General features: G+C 65.1%; 19 protein-coding genes. 10 read left to right on the forward strand and 9 right to left on the reverse strand.

The window, feature by feature from the left end:
• Positions 1-470: 470 nt before the first annotated feature.
• The gene (locus EN874_RS31125) at positions 471-1,394 is read left to right on the forward strand and encodes a DMT family transporter (RefSeq protein WP_127428734.1); all 924 of its coding nucleotides are present in this window, start codon (positions 471-473) and stop codon (positions 1,392-1,394) included.
• A 20-nt stretch (positions 1,395-1,414) separates the two neighbouring features.
• Here the strand turns inward: EN874_RS31125 and EN874_RS31130 are convergent, their stop codons facing one another.
• Complete coding sequence (locus EN874_RS31130) at positions 1,415-2,317, reverse strand: phosphotransferase family protein (protein ID WP_127428733.1); 903 nt, start codon at positions 2,315-2,317, stop codon at positions 1,415-1,417.
• 98 nt (positions 2,318-2,415) lie between these two features.
• Here EN874_RS31130 and EN874_RS31135 point away from each other — a divergent pair, with 98 nt between their 5' ends.
• The gene (locus EN874_RS31135) at positions 2,416-3,048 is read left to right on the forward strand and encodes a class I SAM-dependent methyltransferase (RefSeq protein WP_127428737.1); all 633 of its coding nucleotides are present in this window, start codon (positions 2,416-2,418) and stop codon (positions 3,046-3,048) included.
• Positions 3,049-3,060: 12 nt separating this feature from the next.
• On the opposite strand, the gene EN874_RS31140 is transcribed toward EN874_RS31135, so the two are convergent.
• Together EN874_RS31140 and EN874_RS31145 are read right to left on the reverse strand one after the other, a co-directional pair.
• The gene (locus EN874_RS31140) at positions 3,061-5,514 is read right to left on the reverse strand and encodes an FAD-dependent oxidoreductase (RefSeq protein WP_127428732.1); all 2,454 of its coding nucleotides are present in this window, start codon (positions 5,512-5,514) and stop codon (positions 3,061-3,063) included.
• Positions 5,511-6,407, reverse strand: a complete 897-nt coding sequence (locus tag EN874_RS31145; RefSeq protein WP_245513810.1) for a phosphotransferase family protein — start codon at positions 6,405-6,407, stop codon at positions 5,511-5,513. Before EN874_RS31145 ends, EN874_RS31140 begins: the two co-directional genes overlap by 4 nt.
• A 400-nt stretch (positions 6,408-6,807) precedes the next feature.
• Here EN874_RS31145 and EN874_RS31150 point away from each other — a divergent pair, with 400 nt between their 5' ends.
• The 8 genes from EN874_RS31150 (at position 6,808) to EN874_RS31185 (ending at position 15,008) form a co-directional block, all read left to right on the forward strand.
• Positions 6,808-7,572: a DeoR/GlpR family DNA-binding transcription regulator gene (locus tag EN874_RS31150; protein WP_127428731.1), complete on the forward strand. Its 765-nt coding sequence runs from the start codon at positions 6,808-6,810 to the stop codon at positions 7,570-7,572.
• Positions 7,573-7,635: 63 nt separating this feature from the next.
• Positions 7,636-8,547 (forward strand): LysR substrate-binding domain-containing protein, encoded by a 912-nt coding sequence (locus tag EN874_RS31155; RefSeq protein WP_126086140.1) that lies wholly within the window; start codon positions 7,636-7,638, stop codon positions 8,545-8,547.
• A 279-nt stretch (positions 8,548-8,826) separates the two neighbouring features.
• The gene (locus tag EN874_RS31160; protein ID WP_126089612.1) at positions 8,827-9,981 is read left to right on the forward strand and encodes an ABC transporter substrate-binding protein; all 1,155 of its coding nucleotides are present in this window, start codon (positions 8,827-8,829) and stop codon (positions 9,979-9,981) included.
• 139 nt (positions 9,982-10,120) lie between these two features.
• A complete protein-coding gene (locus EN874_RS31165; RefSeq protein WP_127428730.1) occupies positions 10,121-11,119 on the forward strand; it encodes an ABC transporter ATP-binding protein in 999 nt (332 codons plus the stop codon).
• A gap of 14 nt (positions 11,120-11,133) precedes the next feature.
• Positions 11,134-12,084, forward strand: a complete 951-nt coding sequence (locus EN874_RS31170; protein WP_189394148.1) for an ABC transporter permease — start codon at positions 11,134-11,136, stop codon at positions 12,082-12,084.
• Positions 12,074-12,889 carry an ABC transporter permease gene (locus tag EN874_RS31175; RefSeq protein WP_127428728.1) on the forward strand — a complete coding sequence of 272 codons (816 nt, stop codon included), beginning with the start codon at positions 12,074-12,076 and terminating at the stop codon, positions 12,887-12,889. Before EN874_RS31170 ends, EN874_RS31175 begins: the two co-directional genes overlap by 11 nt.
• Before the next feature lie 105 nt (positions 12,890-12,994).
• On the forward strand, positions 12,995-14,422 hold the full coding sequence (locus EN874_RS31180; protein WP_127428727.1) for a gamma-aminobutyraldehyde dehydrogenase: 1,428 nt from the start codon (positions 12,995-12,997) through the stop codon (positions 14,420-14,422).
• Positions 14,423-14,522: 100 nt separating this feature from the next.
• On the forward strand, positions 14,523-15,008 hold the full coding sequence (locus EN874_RS31185) for an ester cyclase (protein WP_127428726.1): 486 nt from the start codon (positions 14,523-14,525) through the stop codon (positions 15,006-15,008).
• A 149-nt stretch (positions 15,009-15,157) separates the two neighbouring features.
• Here the strand turns inward: EN874_RS31185 and EN874_RS31190 are convergent, their stop codons facing one another.
• The 6 genes from EN874_RS31190 to fdhD all read right to left on the reverse strand — a co-directional run bounded on the left by EN874_RS31190 (position 15,158) and on the right by fdhD (position 19,348).
• A complete protein-coding gene (locus EN874_RS31190) occupies positions 15,158-15,472 on the reverse strand; it encodes a hypothetical protein (RefSeq protein ID WP_127428725.1) in 315 nt (104 codons plus the stop codon).
• Between the two features lie 43 nt (positions 15,473-15,515).
• Complete coding sequence (locus EN874_RS31195; protein WP_126086132.1) at positions 15,516-15,878, reverse strand: nuclear transport factor 2 family protein; 363 nt, start codon at positions 15,876-15,878, stop codon at positions 15,516-15,518.
• 75 nt (positions 15,879-15,953) lie between these two features.
• Positions 15,954-16,427 carry a carboxymuconolactone decarboxylase family protein gene (locus tag EN874_RS31200; protein WP_126086131.1) on the reverse strand — a complete coding sequence of 158 codons (474 nt, stop codon included), beginning with the start codon at positions 16,425-16,427 and terminating at the stop codon, positions 15,954-15,956.
• A 108-nt stretch (positions 16,428-16,535) separates the two neighbouring features.
• A complete protein-coding gene (locus EN874_RS31205) occupies positions 16,536-18,089 on the reverse strand; it encodes an alpha/beta fold hydrolase (protein WP_127428724.1) in 1,554 nt (517 codons plus the stop codon).
• Between the two features lie 124 nt (positions 18,090-18,213).
• Positions 18,214-18,528: a formate dehydrogenase subunit delta gene (locus EN874_RS31210; RefSeq protein ID WP_127428723.1), complete on the reverse strand. Its 315-nt coding sequence runs from the start codon at positions 18,526-18,528 to the stop codon at positions 18,214-18,216.
• Positions 18,518-19,348, reverse strand: a complete 831-nt coding sequence (gene fdhD, locus EN874_RS31215) for a formate dehydrogenase accessory sulfurtransferase FdhD (RefSeq protein WP_127428722.1) — start codon at positions 19,346-19,348, stop codon at positions 18,518-18,520. The genes EN874_RS31210 and fdhD overlap by 11 nt, the downstream gene beginning before the upstream one ends.
• Positions 19,349-19,351: the final 3 nt, after the last annotated feature.

Here is a 19,351-nt window from a genome sequence, read left to right on the forward strand (position 1 = left end):
CCAGTGTCAGGCGCAACAGGTCGCTCGCCGATCTGATGCCGCGCGGGCGCAGGAACGCCTTCGTCTCGCGAGCACTTCCTGCGATCAACTCTTCCCCGCCGAGAAGCTCAATCGTCTCGGCCCAGCCGTCATCAACAAGCGATTCGTGTGTCATCCCAGCGTAGAATCACAATCGATTCCGCGCCGCAATCCCTATCTTAGCGCCTATGCCCACAAGGGGGGAGATCGGCAGTTCCTCCACGGCGCCATTCCTGCAACGTCGATGAGTGGCGAAGGCCGGCGTGACGGCCAATCTCCCCCCAAGTGGGTGAGATGTCCGGCAGGACAGAGGGGGCGCTGTCCCGCCGGCCCCTCAAAGTTCCTGCATCGCCGCAACGCCCTGTGCACTCACCACTAGAACCGGCGGCTTTCCGCCGGTGGTCTTACGGATTTCCCTCGTCAAACCGGCGGCTTGCGGCTAGGGAGCCGGCATGATTCAGACCATCGCCCGCAATTTCACGATCAGGAACGTCCTGCTCGCCGGCATCCTCTTGATGCTGGCCGGCGACTTCATGTTCGCGCTGAACGACGCCATGGGCAAATGGCTGGTCGCCTCCTTCTCGGTCGGCCAGGTGGTGCTGATCCGCTCCATCGGCGCCTTCTTCGTGCTCGGGCCGATGATCGCCAACCAGGGCACGGGCAAGCTGTTCCAGATGGAAAGGCCGCTGCTGCAGCTCCTGCGCGTCGTGGCGACGACGCTCGACACCGGGCTCTTCTACGCCGCGGTTGTCTATCTGCCGCTCGCCGATGTGATGAGCTTCTACATGGCGGGGCCGATCTATGTCGCCGCGCTCTCGCACCTGCTGCTCGGCGAAAAGGTCGGCTGGCGGCGCTGGCTGGCGATCCTGGTCGGCTTCTGCGGCGTGCTGATCATCCTGAAGCCCTCGTCGGCGGCGTTCTCGCTGTCGTCGACCTATGCCCTGATCGGCAGCATCGCTTTCGGCTTCGCCATCATCCTCGGCCGTCGTTTGCGTGGAACGAGCGACACGACGCTTGTCACCTGGCAGACCATCGGCACGCTGATCGTCGGCGGCGCGCTCACCATCGGCGCCTGGCGTACGCCGTCCGCGCTCGATTTCGGCGCCATGCTTTTGCTCGGCGTCGTCTCCTGCGCCGCCCACCTGATGATCACCCGGGCGTTGAAGCTGGCCCCGGCCTCGACGCTGGCGCCGTTGCATTACAGCCTGCTTCTGTGGGCCATCGTCTTCGGCCTGGTTTTCTTCGGCGATATGCCGAGCCCGCGCATCCTCGCCGGTTCGGCGATCGTCGTGCTCGCCGGCATCTTCATCTTCCACCGCCAGAAGGTGGTCGAGACCGTCGTGCCGCCGGAGAACGTCCCGAAGGGCGTGAACTGACACTCAGGATTCCCTGGCGCTCAGCCGGCCCGCACGGCTGCAAGGTGGCGTGAAAACTCGGCGGTCTCCATCAGCGCCCTGCAGCGGGCGAAGCGTCCGTCGGCATAGGCGCGGAAATCGTCGACCGGGTTGTCGTTGGCGAGCTGGATCAGCCCCCAGAGCGTCCAGAGCAGGTCGCACATGGCCTTGTAGATGATGACGCGGCCGCGTTCGGCCGGCCTTGCCTCGCCGCCGAAATAGGCGCGCATCAGCGCCTCGTCCTGGGCGGCGTCGAACCTGCCTTCGACGGAGAGGTCGCCAAGGTCCCACAGCGGATCGTTCATGCCGGAATATTCCCAGTCGACGATCCACATCCGCTCGCCGGTATCGAGAAAATTCTCGCAGAGCGGATCGCAATGGCAGGCGGCAAGCTGGATCGGATGGGCGGCAAGTGCTTCGCGCACCACTGCGGCCTCGCGCACCACGTCGTGATAGCCGGGAGGCAGCGCGACGTCTTTCGTCGACAGGACCTTCAGATAGTCGTCGATCATCGCGAACAGCTCGAAACGGAACGGAAAGACAGCGCCGGACGAATGCAGCTTGCGGAAGGCCTCGCCGGCGCGTGCCGGGCTGCCCTCGCGCGTTTTGAACTTCTCCGGCGACATCGTCTCGGCGCCAACGACGAAGCGCGTCGCCATGACACCGGTTGCGGCATCGACATGCAGCAACTCGGGGCTGACGCCGGCCTTGGCCGCCTCGCGCGCCGCAATCGCCTCGTTGGCGCGGTTGATGTATTCCTCCGTGCCCTTGCCAGGAATGCGCAGGCAGACCTCGCCGGCCCTGTAGACGCGGTTGGTGAGGCCGCCAAGCCGCTCCAGCGGACCCTCGTAGCCGGCAAGCGCCGGAATGGCGGCCAGCGCCGCGCGCGCCTCGTTCATCGTCATCCCCCTTTACCATCACGCCATGTTTAATGGCCGAACGGTTCCACAGTTTTTGCCGCTTGGCTACCATGGGCGAACGCGAATCGGCGGCGGGAGCGGCAATGAAGGACGGCAAGCACAACAGCGCGCTCGGTGCGGCGTACGCGGCGACGCGGCCTGACGAAGTGGCCGCCATCTATGACGACTGGGCGGAGACCTATGACGCCGACATGTCCGCGGCTGGCTATCGCCACCCGACGATCTGCCTGGCGCTGCTCGCCCGCCATCTGCCGCGCGGTGCCGAACCTGTGCTCGATGCCGGCGCCGGGACCGGGCTGATCGGCGAATGGCTGGCCATCACCGGTTACCCCCAAGTCGAGGCGCTCGACATCTCGCAAGGCATGCTGGACAAGGCGGCGGCAAAGGGCGTCTACACCGCCCTGCATCGCCTGGCGCTCGGCGGTGATTTGCCCTTCGCCGACGGCGCCTATGCCGGCATCGTCTCGGCCGGCGTCTTCACCTCGGGCCATGTCGGGATCGAAGGCCTGGACGAGTTGATCCGCATCTGCCGCCCTGGCGGCATCATCGTGCTGACAGTCAAGAACACGCTCTGGCAGGCCGGCTTTGCCGAGCGGATCGCCGACCTGGAGAAACGGGGCGTCGTAGCCCGCGTCGAGGAGACTCGTCCGTACGCCTCGATGCCCGGCGAGGCCGATACCGTGCCGAGCAGGGGGCTGGTGCTGCGCGTCGGCTGACGCTCCCGTGGCTTAGGCCCTGATCTTCGCCCCGGCCGGATCATACATTGGCTCGAGATGGATCTTGGCCGGCGTGCGCTCCATCGCCACCACCAGCTCATAGTCTCCTGAAGCCAGGAAATCGTCGCTGACGCCGTCGGCGTTGCGGACGTAGCCGTAGCCGATGTTCTTGCCGATGGTGTAGCCATAGCCGCCGCTGGTGAGGTAGCCAACCGGCTGGCCATTGCGCAGGATCGTCTCGCGCCCAAGCAGGACGACCTCCGGATCATCGACGGTGAAGCCGGCAAAGCGTTTGGTCGGCGGCAGGCCGGCCACTTTCTCCAGCGCCCGCCGCCCGACGAAATCGGTGTTCTTCCTGAGCTTCACAGCCCAGCCGAGACCCGCTTCCGGCGGCGTGTCGTTCGGCGTAATGTCGGAACCCCAGGCGCGGTAGCCCTTTTCCAGCCGCAGCGATTCCAGCGCCCGGTAGCCGACGGGACGGATGTCGTACTGTTTTCCCGCTGCCATCAGCGCGTCGAAGATCTCGCCCGTGGCGGCGATCGGCACGTGAAGTTCCCAGCCAAGCTCGCCGACATAGGTCACCCGCAGCGCCCGCACTATGTGGCCGGCAATCGCGATCTCGCGCGCATGGCCGAAGGGGAAGGCGGTATTGGAAACATCGGCGTCCGTCACCGCCGCCAGCACGTCGCGGGCGCGCGGTCCCATCAGCGACAGCGTGCCGAAATCGTCGGTGACGTCTTTCAGCCTGGCGTCGAGACCCTGGCCGATATGGTCGCCGATCCACGACAGATCATGCGTGCGGAAGCCGGTGCCGGTGACGATGTAGAACCGCTCCTCGCCGAGTCGCGCCACCGTGAGGTCCGCCTTGATGCCGCCGCGCGTGTTGAGAAGCTGCGTGTAGGTCAGCCGCCCGACCGGCTTGTCGATGTCGTTGGCGCAGATCCAGTCGAGCGCCTTCAGCGCGTCGGCCCCGGTCATCTCGAATTTGGCGAAGGAGGACTGGTCGAAGATGCCGACCCTCTCGCGCACATGGCGGTGCTCGTTGCCGACGGGTCCGAACCAGTTCTGCCGGTCCATCGAATAGATGTCTTGGGGCTCGACGCTATCGGGCGCGAACCAGTTCGGCCGCTCCCAGCCAAGCTTGGAGCCGAACACGGCGCGGTGCGCCTTCAGCCGCTGATAGAGCGGCGAGACGATGCACGGCCGGCCAGACAGATACTCCTCATGCGGGAAGCCGATCGTGTAGTGCTTGCCATAGGCCTCCAGCGTGCGGTCGTGCACCCAGTCGCGGTCGCGGTGCAGGCCGGAAAAGCGGCGGATGTCGACCACCCAGAGGTCGAGCGGCGCCTCGCCGTCGACCGCCCATTGCGCCAGCACCCAGCCGGCGCCGCCGCCGGACGCGATACCGAAGGCGTTGAAGCCGGCGCCGACGAACATGTTGGCGCATTCGGGCGCTGCGCCGAGGATGAAATTGCCGTCCGGCGTGAAGCTCTCCGGCCCGTTGATCATCTGCTTGACGCCGGCGTTGGCCAGCGCCGGAACGCGCTCGATCGCCTGGGCCATATGCTGCTCGAAGTGATCGTAATCGTCGTCGAACAGGCGGAACTCCCATTCGTCGGGAACGTCGCCGCCCGGGAGATCGGTCGCCCAGGCCTGCGGGTTCGGCTCGTAGCCGCCCATCACCAGCCCGCCGACCTCCTCCTTGAAATAGGTGCGGCGGTCGGGATCGCGGATCGTCGGCGCGTCGTTGGCGAGCCCATCGATCTTCTCGGTGACGATATATTGGTGCTTGACCGGCTGCAGCGGCACGTTGATGCCGGCCATTGCGCCGACCTGCCTTGCCCATTGCCCGGCGCAGTTCACCACCTTGTCGCAGGCGATGTCGCCCTTCTCGGTCTTCACCGCGGTGATGCGGCCGTCCTTCATCTCGAAACCTGTGACGCGCACGCCCTCGTAGAGCCTCGCGCCGTGCATGCGCGCGCCCTTGGCGAGCGACTGCGTGATGTCGGAGGGGCTCGCCTGGCCATCGGTCGGCAGCCAGGAGGCACCGACGAGGTCGCCGGTTTCCATCAGCGGCCACATGCGCTTCACGTCGGCCGGCGACAGAAGCTGCATGTCCATGCCGAAGCTCTTGGCGGTGGTCGCCAGCCGCTTGAACTCGGTCCAGCGGTCGGTGTTCGTCGCCAGCCGCAAACAGCCGGTCATCTTCCAGCCGGTCGCAAGCCCGGTTTCGGCTTCGAGCCCCTTGTAGAGCTCGACCGAATATTTGAGCACCCGGGTAATCGAGGCCGACGAGCGCAACTGCCCGACCAGGCCGGCCGCGTGCCAGGTCGAGCCCGAGGTCAGCTTGCCCTGTTCGAGCAGCACCACGTCGGCCTTGTGGTCGCGCGCCAGATGATAGGCTGTCGAACAGCCGATGATGCCGCCGCCGATGACGACGATGCCGGCATGGCTGGGCAAGGTCATGGCTTTGCCCCGTATTTCGTCCGGTAGTTTTCCAACGCCGCGTCGAGCCGCACGAGGTTCTCCTCGGTATAGGCAACGTAGTCGATGCCGGGCGCGTCGAGATAGAGTTCGGAGACCATGCTCCACATCGCCTCGCGCAGCAGCGAGGCGCATTGCATGGCGGCATGCGACCGCCTGATCTCGCCATCCGGCTCCTTCATGAAATAAGCGGTAAGGAAAGCGAAGGACTCCTCGTCGCTCATGCCGGCATTGGAGGCGGCGCCGGCGAGGTCGAACATGGCTGTGTTGAAGCCTGCGTATTCGAAATCGATAAGCCACAGCCTTTTGCCGTCGTCGAGGATATTAGCCGGCAAAAGATCGTTGTGGCCGAACACGATCGGTAAAAGCTTCTGCGCCCGTTCGAGCTCGTCCGCCAGCGCAAGATAGCGCGGCAGTTCGTCCTTCTTGCGGCTGCCGCCTTCGTCCAGTGTGCGGGCATAGTCGCGGATGACGTGGAACACCCAGAACATGAAGCCCGCGCCGGAGACATGGTTCGGCATCTCGCGATGGAAGCCGCGCAGCAGCGCCGCCACGCGTCCGAGATCGGCGCGCACATCCGCGGCGAGGAACGTCCTGGCGACGAGGAATTCCGTCACCAGAATTCCGGGCTCGGCATAATGCACGGCAGGCGCGAAGCCGGCCGCATGTGCCGCCCGCGCCGTCATCACCTCGCGCTCGCGAAAGACATGATGGAACGGAAAGTCCTGGCCGAAGCGCACGACATGCTGTCCGGCGGCGTCCGTGACGACATAATTGGCGTTGCTCAAGCCCCCCGGCAGCGGTTCGATCTCGATGCTGCTGGCCCAGCACGGCAGGGCGCGGATGCGGTCTTCGGCGATTGCGGGGGCGCTCACGGGTTCGTTCCTGCTTCAGCCGGCTTTCGACAAAGCGCCGGTTTCCGACAAAGCGGTAAGAGAGAACAAAAGAGCCTCGTCGGTGCGAGACGCTGGGATCGATATCCCGCACTGCACCGACGAGCCCCTTGGCCAGGTTTAGGATCCCGGCATCCGCCCCCGCGGATTTGAAAAAAGCGCGCGCCAGGCACGTTCCAGAAGGTCTGGTCGGTCGATTGCGGCTCTGCCATCACCCTCCCGTGGCAGTTCCGAGCCTGTCACTGGATCAGTCTCACGCCAGCGTGATCTTGCTGTCAATAAAAAGCTGTGACCTTTTTTGGGTGTTTTGCCCGAAAACATAAGCAATTCCTTTAAAAGCGTTAGGAATGCCTTAGAATCGGTCAAAATCGCGGACATCCACATGATCCACTCGAAACGGCATGGCGAGATCCTGCGACTCCTCAACGAGGAGGGCACCGTCACCATTGCCAGCCTGGCCGAGCGCCTGGGAGTGTCGCTGGAAACGGTACGGCGCGACGTCCGACCGCTCACCGACGAGGGATCGATCCTGAAGATGCACGGCGCCGTCAGCCTGCCCTCGATGGCGGGAGAAGCGCCGTTCGAACGCCGCATGCGCGAGAATGCCGAGACAAAGCGCCTGATTGCCCGAATGGTCGCGGCCACCATCCGCGACGGCGAGTCGATCATGCTCGACACCGGCACCACCACTTCCTTCCTGGCGCGCGAGCTGCTCGGCCATCGCCGGCTGACGGTGGTCACCAATTCGTCCGACATCGCCCGCACGCTGGCGACCGTCAACGGCAACAAGGTCTACATGGCCGGCGGCGAGTTGCGCAGCGATTCAGGCGCCGCCTTCGGCGCCACCGCGATCGAGTTCGTCAGCCGCTTCTCGGTCAGCCACGCCGTGATCTCCATCGGCGCGGTCGACGCCGTCGCCGGCCTGACCGACTACGAGCTGGAGGAGGCCGAATTCGCCCGCATGGTGCTGTCGCGCGGCCAGCGCTCGCTGGTCATCACCGACCACACTAAATTCGGCCGGCAGGGCCTGGTTCAGGTCTGCGGCTTCGACGGGTTTTCCGAGCTGGCCACCGACCAGCCGCCGCCGCGCGACATCGCCGCCGCGCTCAGCCAGGCCGGAGCGCGGCTCAGCATCGCCGCGGCCTGAGCGAGATCTGAAGGCGGCCGGCCGGCACTTCCCTCCGCCATCATCCCGGTGTTTAGTCCGGCCATGGCCTTCACCATCCGCCAACTCCAGTTCTTCGTCGCCGTCGCCGAGCAGGGCACCGTCTCCGGCGCCGCGCAAAACCTTTCGATCTCGCAATCCTCGGTCACCGAGGCGATCAAGGAGCTCGAGAGCGATCTCGGCGTCGAACTGTTCGAGCGTCATCCGCGCGGCCTCAACATCACCCACAAGGGCCACCAGTTCCTTCGCCACGCGACGAAGATCCTGGCCGATGTCTCCGACGCGCGCCGCGCCTTCCTCGGCGACCAGCTGACGGCGGGCGGGCGGCTGCAGCTCGGCGTCACCTCGCTGGTTGCCGGCTATGTGCTCTCCGACCTGCTGGCGCGCTACCGCCGCGCCTATCCAAGCGTCGAGGTCTCGGCCATCGAGGACAATGGCGACTATCTCGAGCACCTCCTGGTCGGCGGCAAGCTCGATATCGCCGTCATGGTCACTTCGAATTTGCGCGATCGCACCGCGCTACAGTCCGAAATCCTCGAAGTCTCGGCCTATCGGCTCTGGCTGCCGCTCAGCCACAAGCTCGCCAGCGCCGACATCATCTCGATCGGCGATATCGCGTCCGAGCCGCTGATCATGCTCACTGTCGACGAGATCGAGGAGAACACCGGCAAGCTCTTGTCGGCGATCGGCGCGAGACCGCATGTCGCCTTCCGCACCCGGTCGGTCGAGGCTGTGCGCAGCCTCGTCGCCACGGGGGCCGGCGTCGCGCTGCTGCCCGATCTCGTCTACCGCCCCTGGTCGCTGGAAGGCGACCGCATCGAATCCCGCGATATCTCCGGCTCGCTTCCGGTGGTCCAAGTCGGCATGGTCTGGCGGCGCGGTTCCGGCCTGCCGCAGGCCGCGCGCGACTTCATCGGCCTCGCGCAGTCGCAGCGCATGGTACGCCAGCGGCTCTGATCAGAGCAATTACAGGAAAAGTGTGAAACGGTTAGGTTCGGCGACTTCGACGTAGCCTTCCGCCCGGAATGGCGCTAAAGTATCGGAAAAACCGATATCGGCTTTCTGATAAATGAATTTGCGAAACCGGATTTTTCACAGCACCTTTCGCCAAGGGAACAAAGCCGCTCGGGAGCGCGGCTGTCAGGGCGCTGAGAGCTCTGGCGTTCAGGTTCGCGCATGATTCTTCCCGAAAACCGGACTGGTTTCGGGGTCACGCGCCAAAATGGGAGATCGATGATGAATGCATTCCTGAAGTCATGCACGGCGTTGACGGTTGCGCTGACCTTCTCGGGTCAGGCGATCGCGCAGGTCAAGGAGCTCGGCAAGGGCGAGGGCGAGCTCAACATCGTTGCTTGGCCGGGCTATATCGAACGCGGCGAGACCGACAAGAACTATGACTGGGTGAGCGCCTTCGAGAAGGAGACCGGCTGCAAGGTCAACGTCAAGACCGCCAACACCTCGGACGAGATGGTCTCGCTGATGAACGAAGGCGGGTTCGACCTGGTGACGGCTTCGGGTGATGCATCGCTGCGCCTCGTCGCCGGCAAGCGCGTGCAGCCGATCAACACCGACCTCATCAAGAGTTGGAAGACGGTCGACGACCGCCTGAAGGACGCGCCCTGGTTCACCGTCGACAAGGTGCATTACGGCGTGCCCTACCAATGGGGCCCGAACATCCTGATGTACAACACCGATGTCTTCAAGGAAGCGCCGAAGAGCTGGAACGTCGTCTTCGAGGAGATGAAGCTGCCCGACGGCAAGTCGAACAAGGGCCGCGTCCAGGCCTATGACGGGCCGATCCATATCGCGGATGCCGCCAACTACCTGATGTTCCACAAGCCGGAGCTCGGCATCAAGGACCCCTACGAGCTCAACGAAGACCAGTACAAGGCGGCGCTCGAACTGCTGCGCACCCAGCGCACGCTGGTCGGCCGTTACTGGCATGACGCCGCCATCCAGGTCGACGACTTCCAGAACGAAGGCGTTGTCGCTTCCGGCTCGTGGCCCTATCAGGTGAACACGCTGGTCGCGGCCAAGAAGCCGGTCGCCTCGACTGTTCCGGAAGAAGGCGTCACCGGCTGGGCCGACACCACCATGATGGAGGCCGACGCCGCCCATCCCAACTGCGCCTATATGTGGCTGGAACACTCGCTCTCGCCCAAGGTCCAGGGCGACGTCTCGTCCTGGTTCGGCTCGCTGCCGGTCGTGCCGGCCGCCTGCAAGAGTAATGAATTGCTCGGCGACGAGGGCTGCAAGACCAACGGCTACGACAATTTCGAGAAGATCAAGTTCTGGAAGACGCCGGTGTCGAAATGCGCCAGCCAGAACGACCAGTGCGTGCCTTACTATCGCTGGGTGTCGGACTACATCGGCGTGATCGGCGGGCGGTGAGTTTCTAACCCTCCCTCATGCGGGAGGGTCGCACACGGCGTCGGGTGGGGGGTAACCCCACCCGCGGCTTCCCCGCAAGGGGAGGCAGGACGTTGTGCGAACCCGCCTTCGCTGACCCGGCAACTGACTGACAGGGCTCATGACCTCCGCCGTTTCCTTCAAACAAGTCTCGCGCCATTTCGGCAGCGTGCGCGCCGTCGACGCGGTCGATCTCGAGATCGCGCCGGGCGAGTTCTTCGCCATGCTCGGCCCGTCCGGCTCCGGCAAGACGACCTGCCTCAGGCTGATCGCCGGCTTCGAGCAGCCGACGGCGGGCTCGATCTCGATCTTCGGCGAACGCGCCGAAGGCGTCCCGCCCTATCGCCGCAACGTCAACACCGTGTTCCAGGACTACGCGCTGTTCCCGCATTTGAACGTGCTCGACAACGTTGCCTACGGCCTGATGGTCAAGGGCGTCGGCAAGGCCGGGCGGCTGAAGGCGGCGGAAGAGGCGCTGTCGCTGGTGCGGCTGCCGGGCTACGGCGCCCGCCGCCCCGGTCAGCTTTCCGGCGGCCAGCGCCAACGCGTCGCGCTGGCCCGCGCGCTGGTCAACCAGCCCAAGGTGCTGCTGCTCGACGAGCCGCTCGGCGCGCTCGACCTCAAGCTGCGCGAGAACATGCAGGAAGAATTGAAGTCGCTGCAGAAGGTGCTCGGCATCACTTTCGTCTTCGTCACCCACGACCAGGGCGAGGCGCTGTCGATGGCCGACCGCGTCGCCGTTTTCAACGACGGCAGGATCATGCAGGTCGGCACGCCGGAGGATATCTACCAGCGGCCGAAGACGCGTTTCGTCGCCGACTTCGTCGGCTCCTCCAACGTGCTGCCGCCGGATTTCGTCCAGCGCTACTCCGGCCAGCGCCGCTGGGGCAGCCTGCGCCCTGAATCCATCCGCGTCTCCAGCGCGACGAGTGGCGACGGCGTCGCCGCCCGCCTCGTCGGGACCAACTATCTCGGCGCCACGACCAGGCTGGCGCTCGATGCGGACGGGCTGAGGCTCCACGCCATGGTGCCGGCGGGAACGGTGCTGCCCGCCGAGGGCGAGGCCGTCATGCTCACCTTCAACCGCGAGCACCTGCATCTGATGGACGAGACGGCATGAACCTGGATGCCGCCATGCCGCGCGCCACGGCCCCCGCCATCCTGCCGGGCAGCGGCGGCATGCGCGGCGCGCTCTCCGACCTCTTCTGGCGCCGACCGAAACTCCTGCTTGTTCTGATGCTGCTGCCGCCGGTGCTGTGGCTCGGCATCGTCTATATCGGCTCGCTCTTCGCGCTGCTTTTGCAGAGCTTCTTTTCGATCGACGAGTTTTCCGGCCTCATCAACCGCGAGTTCACGCTGAAGACCTACGGCGACCTGCTGCAGGCCGCCAATCTCGACATCATCCTGCGCACGGTGACGATGGCGGCGCTCGTCACGCTCGCCTCCGCGGTCATCGCCTTCCCCATCGCGTATTATGCGGCGCGCTATGCGCGCGGCCGCTGGAAGGCGCTGTTCTATCTCGGCGTGATGCTGCCGCTGTGGTCGAGCTACCTGGTCAAGGTCTATGCCTGGAAGCTGATCCTCGCCAAGGAAGGCATCCTCACCTGGCTGTTTGGCAAGCTCAATCTGCTTTGGCTTCTCGACGGCTGGCTGTCGCTGCCGATCGTCGGCGGCAACTCGCTGTCGGTGTCCTTCACCGGCACCTTCATCGTCTTCGTCTATGTCTGGCTGCCTTTCATGATCCTGCCTGTGCAGGCGGCGCTCGAGCGCGTGCCCGGCAATCTGGTCGAGGCCTCGTCCGATCTCGGCGCCTCGCCCGGCCAGACTTTTCGCAACGTGCTGTTCCCATTGGCGCTGCCCGGCATCGTCGCCGGCTCGATCTTCACCTTCTCGCTGACGCTGGGCGACTACATCATTCCGCAGATCATCGGCACCTCGCGCCTGTTCATCGGCCAGGCCGTCTATTCCCAGCAGGGCACTGCCGGCAACATCCCTCTAGCCGCCGCCTTCACCGTGGTGCCCATCGTCATCATGGGTTTCTATCTCTGGGGCGCCAAGCGCATGGGGGCTTTCGATGCGCTCTGACCGCGGCCAGTCCGCTCCGCTCGGCCTGAAGATCGCCGCGGCCTGCGGCCTGCTCTTCCTGCACCTGCCGATCCTTTTGATCTTCGTCTACGCCTTCACGACGGAAGAGAAGAGCTTCGTATGGCCGCCGCCGGGGCTGACCACGCAATGGTTCGCCGTCACCTGGAACCGGCCGGATGTGTGGGAGGCGCTGTCGCTGTCGATCCGCGTCGCGGCCATCTCGACGGCGAGCGCGCTGGTGCTGGGCACGCTTTGCGCCGCCGCCGTCTCGCGGACGCGCTTCTTCGGCCGCGAGACCATCTCGCTGCTGGTCATCCTGCCGATCGCGCTGCCAGGCATCATCACCGGTATCGCGCTGCGTTCCGCCTTCGCGCTCGCCGACATCCCGTTCTCGTTCTGGACGATCGTGCTCGGCCACGCCACCTTCTGCGTGGTCGTCGTCTACAACAACGCCGTCGCCCGCTTCCGCCGCACCTCGGGCTCGATGATCGAGGCCTCGATGGACCTCGGCGCCGACGGTTTTCAGACGTTTAGGCATGTCGTGCTGCCCAACATCGCAACCGCGCTGCTTGCGGGCGGCATGCTGGCCTTCGCGCTGTCCTTCGACGAGGTCATCGTCACCACCTTCACCGCCGGCCAGCAGCAGACCGTGCCGATCTGGATGCTGGAAGAACTGATCCGCCCGCGCCAGCGCCCGGTCACCAATGTCGTGGCGATGGTGGTCGTGCTGGTGACGCTGCTGCCGATCCTTTTTGCCTATTACCTGACCCGCGACGGCGACCAGATCGCGGGGAGTGGGAAATGAAAACAGCGAATAGGGAGTAGCGAATAGCGAATAGGGGACATCGACGGTCAAACCCTACTCGCTACTCGCTATTCGCTACTCGCTCCTGATCAAGGAGAAACCCACATGGACACCCAGATGCTGATTGGCTCGACCTTCCAGAAGGGCACCGAAACCGAGGAGCCGATCCTCAATCCGAAGACCGGGGCGACCATCCTCAACTTGGCCGAAGCGAGTCCGGCGCAGATCGATGCCGCGGTCGCGGCGGCCGAGAAGGCTTTCGCCAGCTGGTCGCGCACGACGCCTGCGCAGCGCTCAGGCTATCTCCTGAAGATCGCCGATCGCATCGAGGCCGAAGCCAAGGAATTCGCGGCGCTCGAGGCGCTGAACTGCGGCAAGCCGATCAACGCCGTGCTTAATGACGAGATCCCGGCGATCGTCGACTGCTATCGCTTTTTTGCCGGCGCGGTGCGATCGATGCCCGGCCAGGTGGCGGGTGAATATTTGCCCGGCCACACCTCGATGGTCCGGCGCGATCCGATCGGCATCGTCGCTTCCATCGCGCCCTGGAACTATCCGCTGATGATGATGGCCTGGAAGCTCGCGCCGGCGATCGGTGGCGGCAACACGGTCGTCTTCAAGCCGTCCGAGCAGACGCCGCTGACGACACTGAAGCTGGCGAAGATTCTCGCCGAAATCCTGCCCGAGGGCGTCGTCAATGTCGTGCTCGGTCGCGGCGACAGCGTCGGCAACACGCTGATCAACCACCCCAAGGTCAACATGATCTCGATCACCGGCGACGTTGCCACCGGCAAGAAGGTGCTGCAGGCGGCCGCGAAGTCGGTCAAGCGCACGCATCTCGAGCTCGGCGGCAAGGCGCCGGTCGTCGTCTTCGACGACGCCGACCTCGGCGCCGTGGTGGGCGGCCTACGCGCTTTCGGCTATTACAATGCCGGCCAGGACTGCACCGCCGCCTGCCGCATCTATGCCGGCAGGAAGATCTACGACAAGCTCGTCGCCGATCTTTCCTCGGCGGTCTCGACCATCAAGTACAATTTGCCCGACGACACCCAGAACGAGATCGGGCCGCTGATCTCGCGCCGCCAGCGCGACCGCGTCTCGAGCTTCGTCGAGCGCGCTTCGGAATTGAAGCACATCGAGATCACCACCGGCGGCAAGCCGGGCGAGGGCTCCGGCTTCTACTACCAGCCGACGGTCGTCGCCGGCGCGCTGCAGGAGGACGAGATCGTGCGCCGCGAGGTCTTCGGCCCGGTCGTCTCTATCACCCGCTTCTCGGAGGTCGACGAAGCGGTGAACTGGGCGAACGACAGCGACTATGGCCTCGCCTCGTCGGTGTGGACCAAGGATATCTCGCGCGCCATGGCGACGGCCGCCCGCCTGCAATATGGCTGCACCTGGATCAACACCCACTTCATGCTGACCAACGAGATGCCGCATGGCGGGCTGAAACAGTCCGGCTACGGCAAGGATATGTCGCTCTACGCGCTGGAAGACTACACCGCCGTCCGCCACGTGATGGTGGCGCACGGCTAGAGCAATTCCAGGAAAAGTGCCCAGCGGTTTTCCGTCCGGAATTGCGAAAACAGACCAACGCAGGAAGGAAAGGCAAGCATTCAACCGAGGGAGGAAGACAATGCAACGCCGCCAGTTTCTGACATTCGCAACCATCGCCGCCACGCTTTTCGCCGTGGCGCCGTCCTTCGCCGGCGACACCGCACAGTCGGTGGTCGAGGCCTACGTAGCGGCCTGGAACGCACATGACTCGGCCAAGGCCGCCGGTTACTTCGCCGACGACGTCAGCTATTACGACGCTTCCGTCGGCAAGCCGGTGGCGGGCAGGGATGCCGCCAAGACCGGCGTCATCGACAACTTCCTCAAGGCCGTTCCCGACGCGGTCTGGACGATGAAGGGCAAACCGTTGGTCGACGGCGACCGGATTTCGTTCGAATGGGAGTTTTCCGGCACCAACACCGGCGCCTGGGGAGACGGCACCGCGCCGACCGGCAAGAAATTCTCCATCAACGGCGCCTCGATGTTTTCCATCAAGGACGGCAAGATCGCGACCCAGAGCGACTATTACGACGCGCTCGGCTTCTACAAGCAGCTTGGCCTGATGTAGGGGCGAGTCTTTCCTTCTCCCCGTTTCGCGGGGAGAAGGTGGCCCGAAGGGCCGGATGAGGGGCAGCGCTGAGTTTGCTGAGGCTGGCTCTGCCCCTCATCTGCCTGCCGGCATCTTCTCCCCGTGGACGGGGCGAAGAAAGCAGGCCACTACTCAACAATCCGGAAGATCTGCCAGGCGCTGGTGCCCGACACGACATAGGGCTCCAGCTCCTTGCCCCATTTGGCATGCGCGTCGATCTTGGCGATCTTGGCGAAGAATTCCTCCAGCTGGGCCAGGCTTTCGACCTGATGGTGGGCCTCGATCGTCGCTTCGCGCGCGCCGACAGAACCGGTCATGAGTTGGAACTTCAGGTCGGCGAGCCCGACCTGCGAGCCGATCTCGCGCTCCCATTTCCGCATCAGCTCGATCGCGGTCTGCTTGTGACCGAACCTGGCGTCGATCTGCCATCTTGCGCTGAACATCTTGGTTCTCCTCCCTGTTTTGCAGACAAAGTCCGTTCTTGATCTACTCGTCCCAGGCCTGCACGACTGTCTGCCGTGAGATGCGGCCGTTCTTCAGCTCCAGCATCGCCGCGCAGAAAACCTTCGTGCCGTCCGGATAGGCGCAGGCCTGCGTGAAGGCGAGGCTGTCGCCCTCGGCGATGGTGGTGTCGACCTTGTGGGTCATCGCCCGGCTGCAGATGTCGTCCCAGAAGGTGCTGATAGCCGCGCGGCCGCGGATTTCGCGCGGCTTGCTCGGCGGATTGTTGCGGTCGATCACCCGCACAAGCGCATCGTCATTGTAGAAGCTCGACAGCAGCCTGCCGTCGCGGCCCTCGATCGCCTTCTTGATCGCGGCGCCGTCTACGACTTGTGTCTTGGTCAGCATTTCGATCTCCATATGCCCGTTCGACCGGGCGTTCGATTGAGGAGCTGCCCGGCGCAATGCCGGGCAGCTCGCGCTTCACTGCGACTTCGCCTTGACGGCGGCGAACAGGTCGTCGGTCTGCTTCTTGAAGGTGGCGAGGTCGACCTGGCTGCCGTTGAGCATCGTCGACCAGTGGCGCACGATCGCCGCCATCGCCACGGCCTCCTTGATCTCTTCGTCGCTGGCGCCGTTGGCCTTGGCCGCCAGCGTGTGGAAATAGATGCAGTACTGGCAGGGGATCTGCGAGGCGACCGCAAGGCCCATCAGCTCCTTGGTCTTGCCGTCGAGGGCGGTCTTGGGATTGAGCTGGACGCCCTTGATCTCGGCCCAGGCGCCGGCAACGGCGACGTCCGGCAGCGTCTTGAACATGTCGGGCACCGAGCCGAGCGTCGCCTGGATGTCCTTGTAGGCGGCGGTGGCCGAAGCGTCTTCGGCCCGTGCCGACGTGATGGCCAGCAATGCGCCTGCGGCAAATGCCAGCAATCCGATCCTGCCTTTCAGTTTCAGCATTTTATCCTCCATTCGCAGTGCCGTCTCGGCGACATCGCCCGGCCTGCATGGGAAGAATTCGTACCGCTTCCAGCGCTCGAGCCGCTTCGCTCGAAAGCGCCATGGCTCTCATGGCCCGTCCGGGCCAGCCTGCCTGGCCGAAAAGGCCGCCGCCGCCGCCCGCGACGGCAGGTCGAGCTTGAGCAATATGTTGGCGACGTGCCGCTTGACTGTGTGCTCGCTGAGCTTCAGCTCGGCGGCGATCGCCGCATTGCTCATGCCGTCCGCGATCAGGCTCACCACCTCGCTTTCCCGCGCCGTCAAGGCCGCCGGCTCCATTGCCCTGGGTTTGGGGCGGCAGGCCGGTTCCAGATGCTGTTCCGACGTCGCCTGGACCACCGGCAGCGGCTCGCCCAATTCATCGAGGCTGATGCGGCCGGCATCGATGAAATGCAGGCCGGAACCTGTCGCAAGCTCGGCGACCAGCCGCGAAGCGAGGATGTCGCCCCGTCCGGCATGGGTGGCGAGCTGCATCGTCACCCGCGCTGTCAGGCCGACCGGCTGGCCGCGCATTTCGATCTCGCCGACATGCACGCCTTGCGCGCTCGCGACGCCGATCTGCTGCGCCGCATCGCGCAGCGCCGCCGCGCAGCGTATGGCCCGCGCTGGCCCGTCGAAGCGCGAGACCATCAGCTCGCCATGCATGCCGGCGACACGCCCGCCATGGCGGCCGACCAGCAGCCGCCATGTTTCCTGGAAACGCTGGCTGCGCTCGCTCCACATGCGGTCGCCGAGCTTGGCGGTATCGTAGATGCGCGTCACCAGCAGCGCCGCGAGCACCCGCTCCGTGTCGGCCACCGCCGGCTGGCCGGTGAGGAACTCCTCGATCAGGTCGGCCACCCGGTCGACGTCCCCGGTCCAGATCGGATGGTCGCGTCCAGGCATCTCGACCAGCCGCGCGCCATGGATCTTCCTGGCAAGGAAGCGGCTGGCCTCCGGGTCGACGCGCGCGTCGTTGCGGCGATGAATGAGCAGCGTCGGTGCGGCGATTGTGGAGAGAATGCCGCGTACGTCGATCCCGGCATTCATGCGTGCAAGCGAAGCCGCGGCGGTCGGGCTGGCCGACAGCCGCTCGAACCGTCCCCACCACTGCGAAAAATGCGTGTCGTCCACCCGGCCCGGCGCGAAATTGGGCAAGGTCGCTCCGGTTCCCCACGAGGTTTCCACCGTTTCGATGAAGGCTTCCAGACGCTCCGGTGGCATCACCCATTTGTGGAAATGCGCATAGCCGCCATAGAGCACGAGTGACCGCGTCCGCACCGGATAGGTGGCGGCGAACAGCATCGCCATGGGCGCGCCTTCCGAAGCGCCGAGGATCGCCGCGCGGCCGCTGCCGGCGGCGTCCATCACCGCGCGCACGTCGTCCATGCGGGTCTCAAGGCTCGGCAGGTGACGGGGGTCGACGCGGTCGGAAAGCCCGGTGCCGCGCTTGTCGAACAGGATCAGCCGCGAGAAGGCCGAGAGCCGTTTCAAGAGGCGGCTGTAGCCTTCGTCTTCCCATTGCAGGTCGAGGTTGGAAATGAAGCCCGGCACGAAGACGAGATCGAACGAACCCTGACCGACCACCTGGTAGGCGATCCGCACATCCCCGCTACGGGCGTATCTGGTCTCGATCGGCCTCACGCAAGCTACCCCGCCCGGCCAGACGACTTCCTGCCGTCGACCATAGCAGAACGGTGCCGCTCACGGCAGCCAAACTTTGGAGAGCTGAAGTGTAAGACCTTCGGCGCCGATGGCGTTTCCCGCGCTATTTGTGCGGAACGGCGCCCTCGGCCTCAGCCGGCCTTGCGTAGCCGAGGCTCTTGTCGGCCTGTTCGGCCGTCAGCGGCCGCCTTATCCTGACCGAAGCAGCAATGACCAGGTCGTCGAAATCCTCCGGGTCGCCGTCCAGCATTTCGAACAACTGCCGCCGCATCCTGGGCTCCCAGAACTTGTTGATGTGCTCGGCGACGCCGTTGATGCCTTCCTCGCGCGGCTTCGAATGGAAGAAGGTGGCGATCTGGTTGGCCATGCGCACCAGCTTTTCCCTGGTGCTGGTGATGTGGTCTTCGTCATGCGACATGCTTGGCAACTCCGCAAGCCACCCGTTCGGGGTGGGTGAAAATATCGAAATCGTCGCCGCGCACCAGCGCCACCAGCGTCATGCCGGCGGCCTCCGCCGTTCGGATCGCCAGCGCTGTCGGCGCCGAGACCGCCATGATGATCGCGGCACCTATGGCGGCGGTCTTCTGCACCATCTCTACCGACACGCGCGAGGTCACCACGACCGCGCCGCTCGCGCCGTCGATGCCGCCTTTCGCCAGCGCGCCGGCCAGCTTGTCGAGCGCATTGTGGCGGCCGACATCCTCGCGCGCCATGACGATGCCTTTGCCGGGCACGTAGAAGCCGGCCGCATGCACTGCGCCTGTCTCCGTATGCAGCGGCTGCAGCTTCGACAGCAGCTTGACCGAGCGGGTGACGTCCTCGGCGTCGAGCGTAAGCTTCGACGAACCCACCGCGTCGACCGAGCGCATCGCTTCCTCGATGGATTCGATGCCGCACAAGCCGCAGCCGACCGGTCCGGCCAGCCTCCGCCGCCGCGCCTGGAAGCGCGTGTTGGCCTTGTCCTTCAGCCTTATCTGGATGTCGATGCCGGCGCCGAGATCCTCGACCTCGATCGCCTCGATCTCTGCCGGATCGGCAACGATGCCTTCGGTCAGCGAGAAGCCGAGCGCGAAATCCTCGAAATCGGCGGGGCTCGCCATCATCACCGCATGCGTCGTGCCGGCATAGGAGAACGCCACCGGCGTCTCCTCCGGCACCATGCGGTTCGCGGCCGCGGTGCCGCCAACGCGGCGCGCCAGCCGCGAGATCTGCGTCGTGGCTTTGCGGCGCGCGCCCAAGTC

Source organism: Mesorhizobium sp. M1D.F.Ca.ET.231.01.1.1, from assembly GCF_003999155.2.
In the GTDB taxonomy this organism is placed as follows: Bacteria; Pseudomonadota; Alphaproteobacteria; order Rhizobiales; family Rhizobiaceae; genus Mesorhizobium.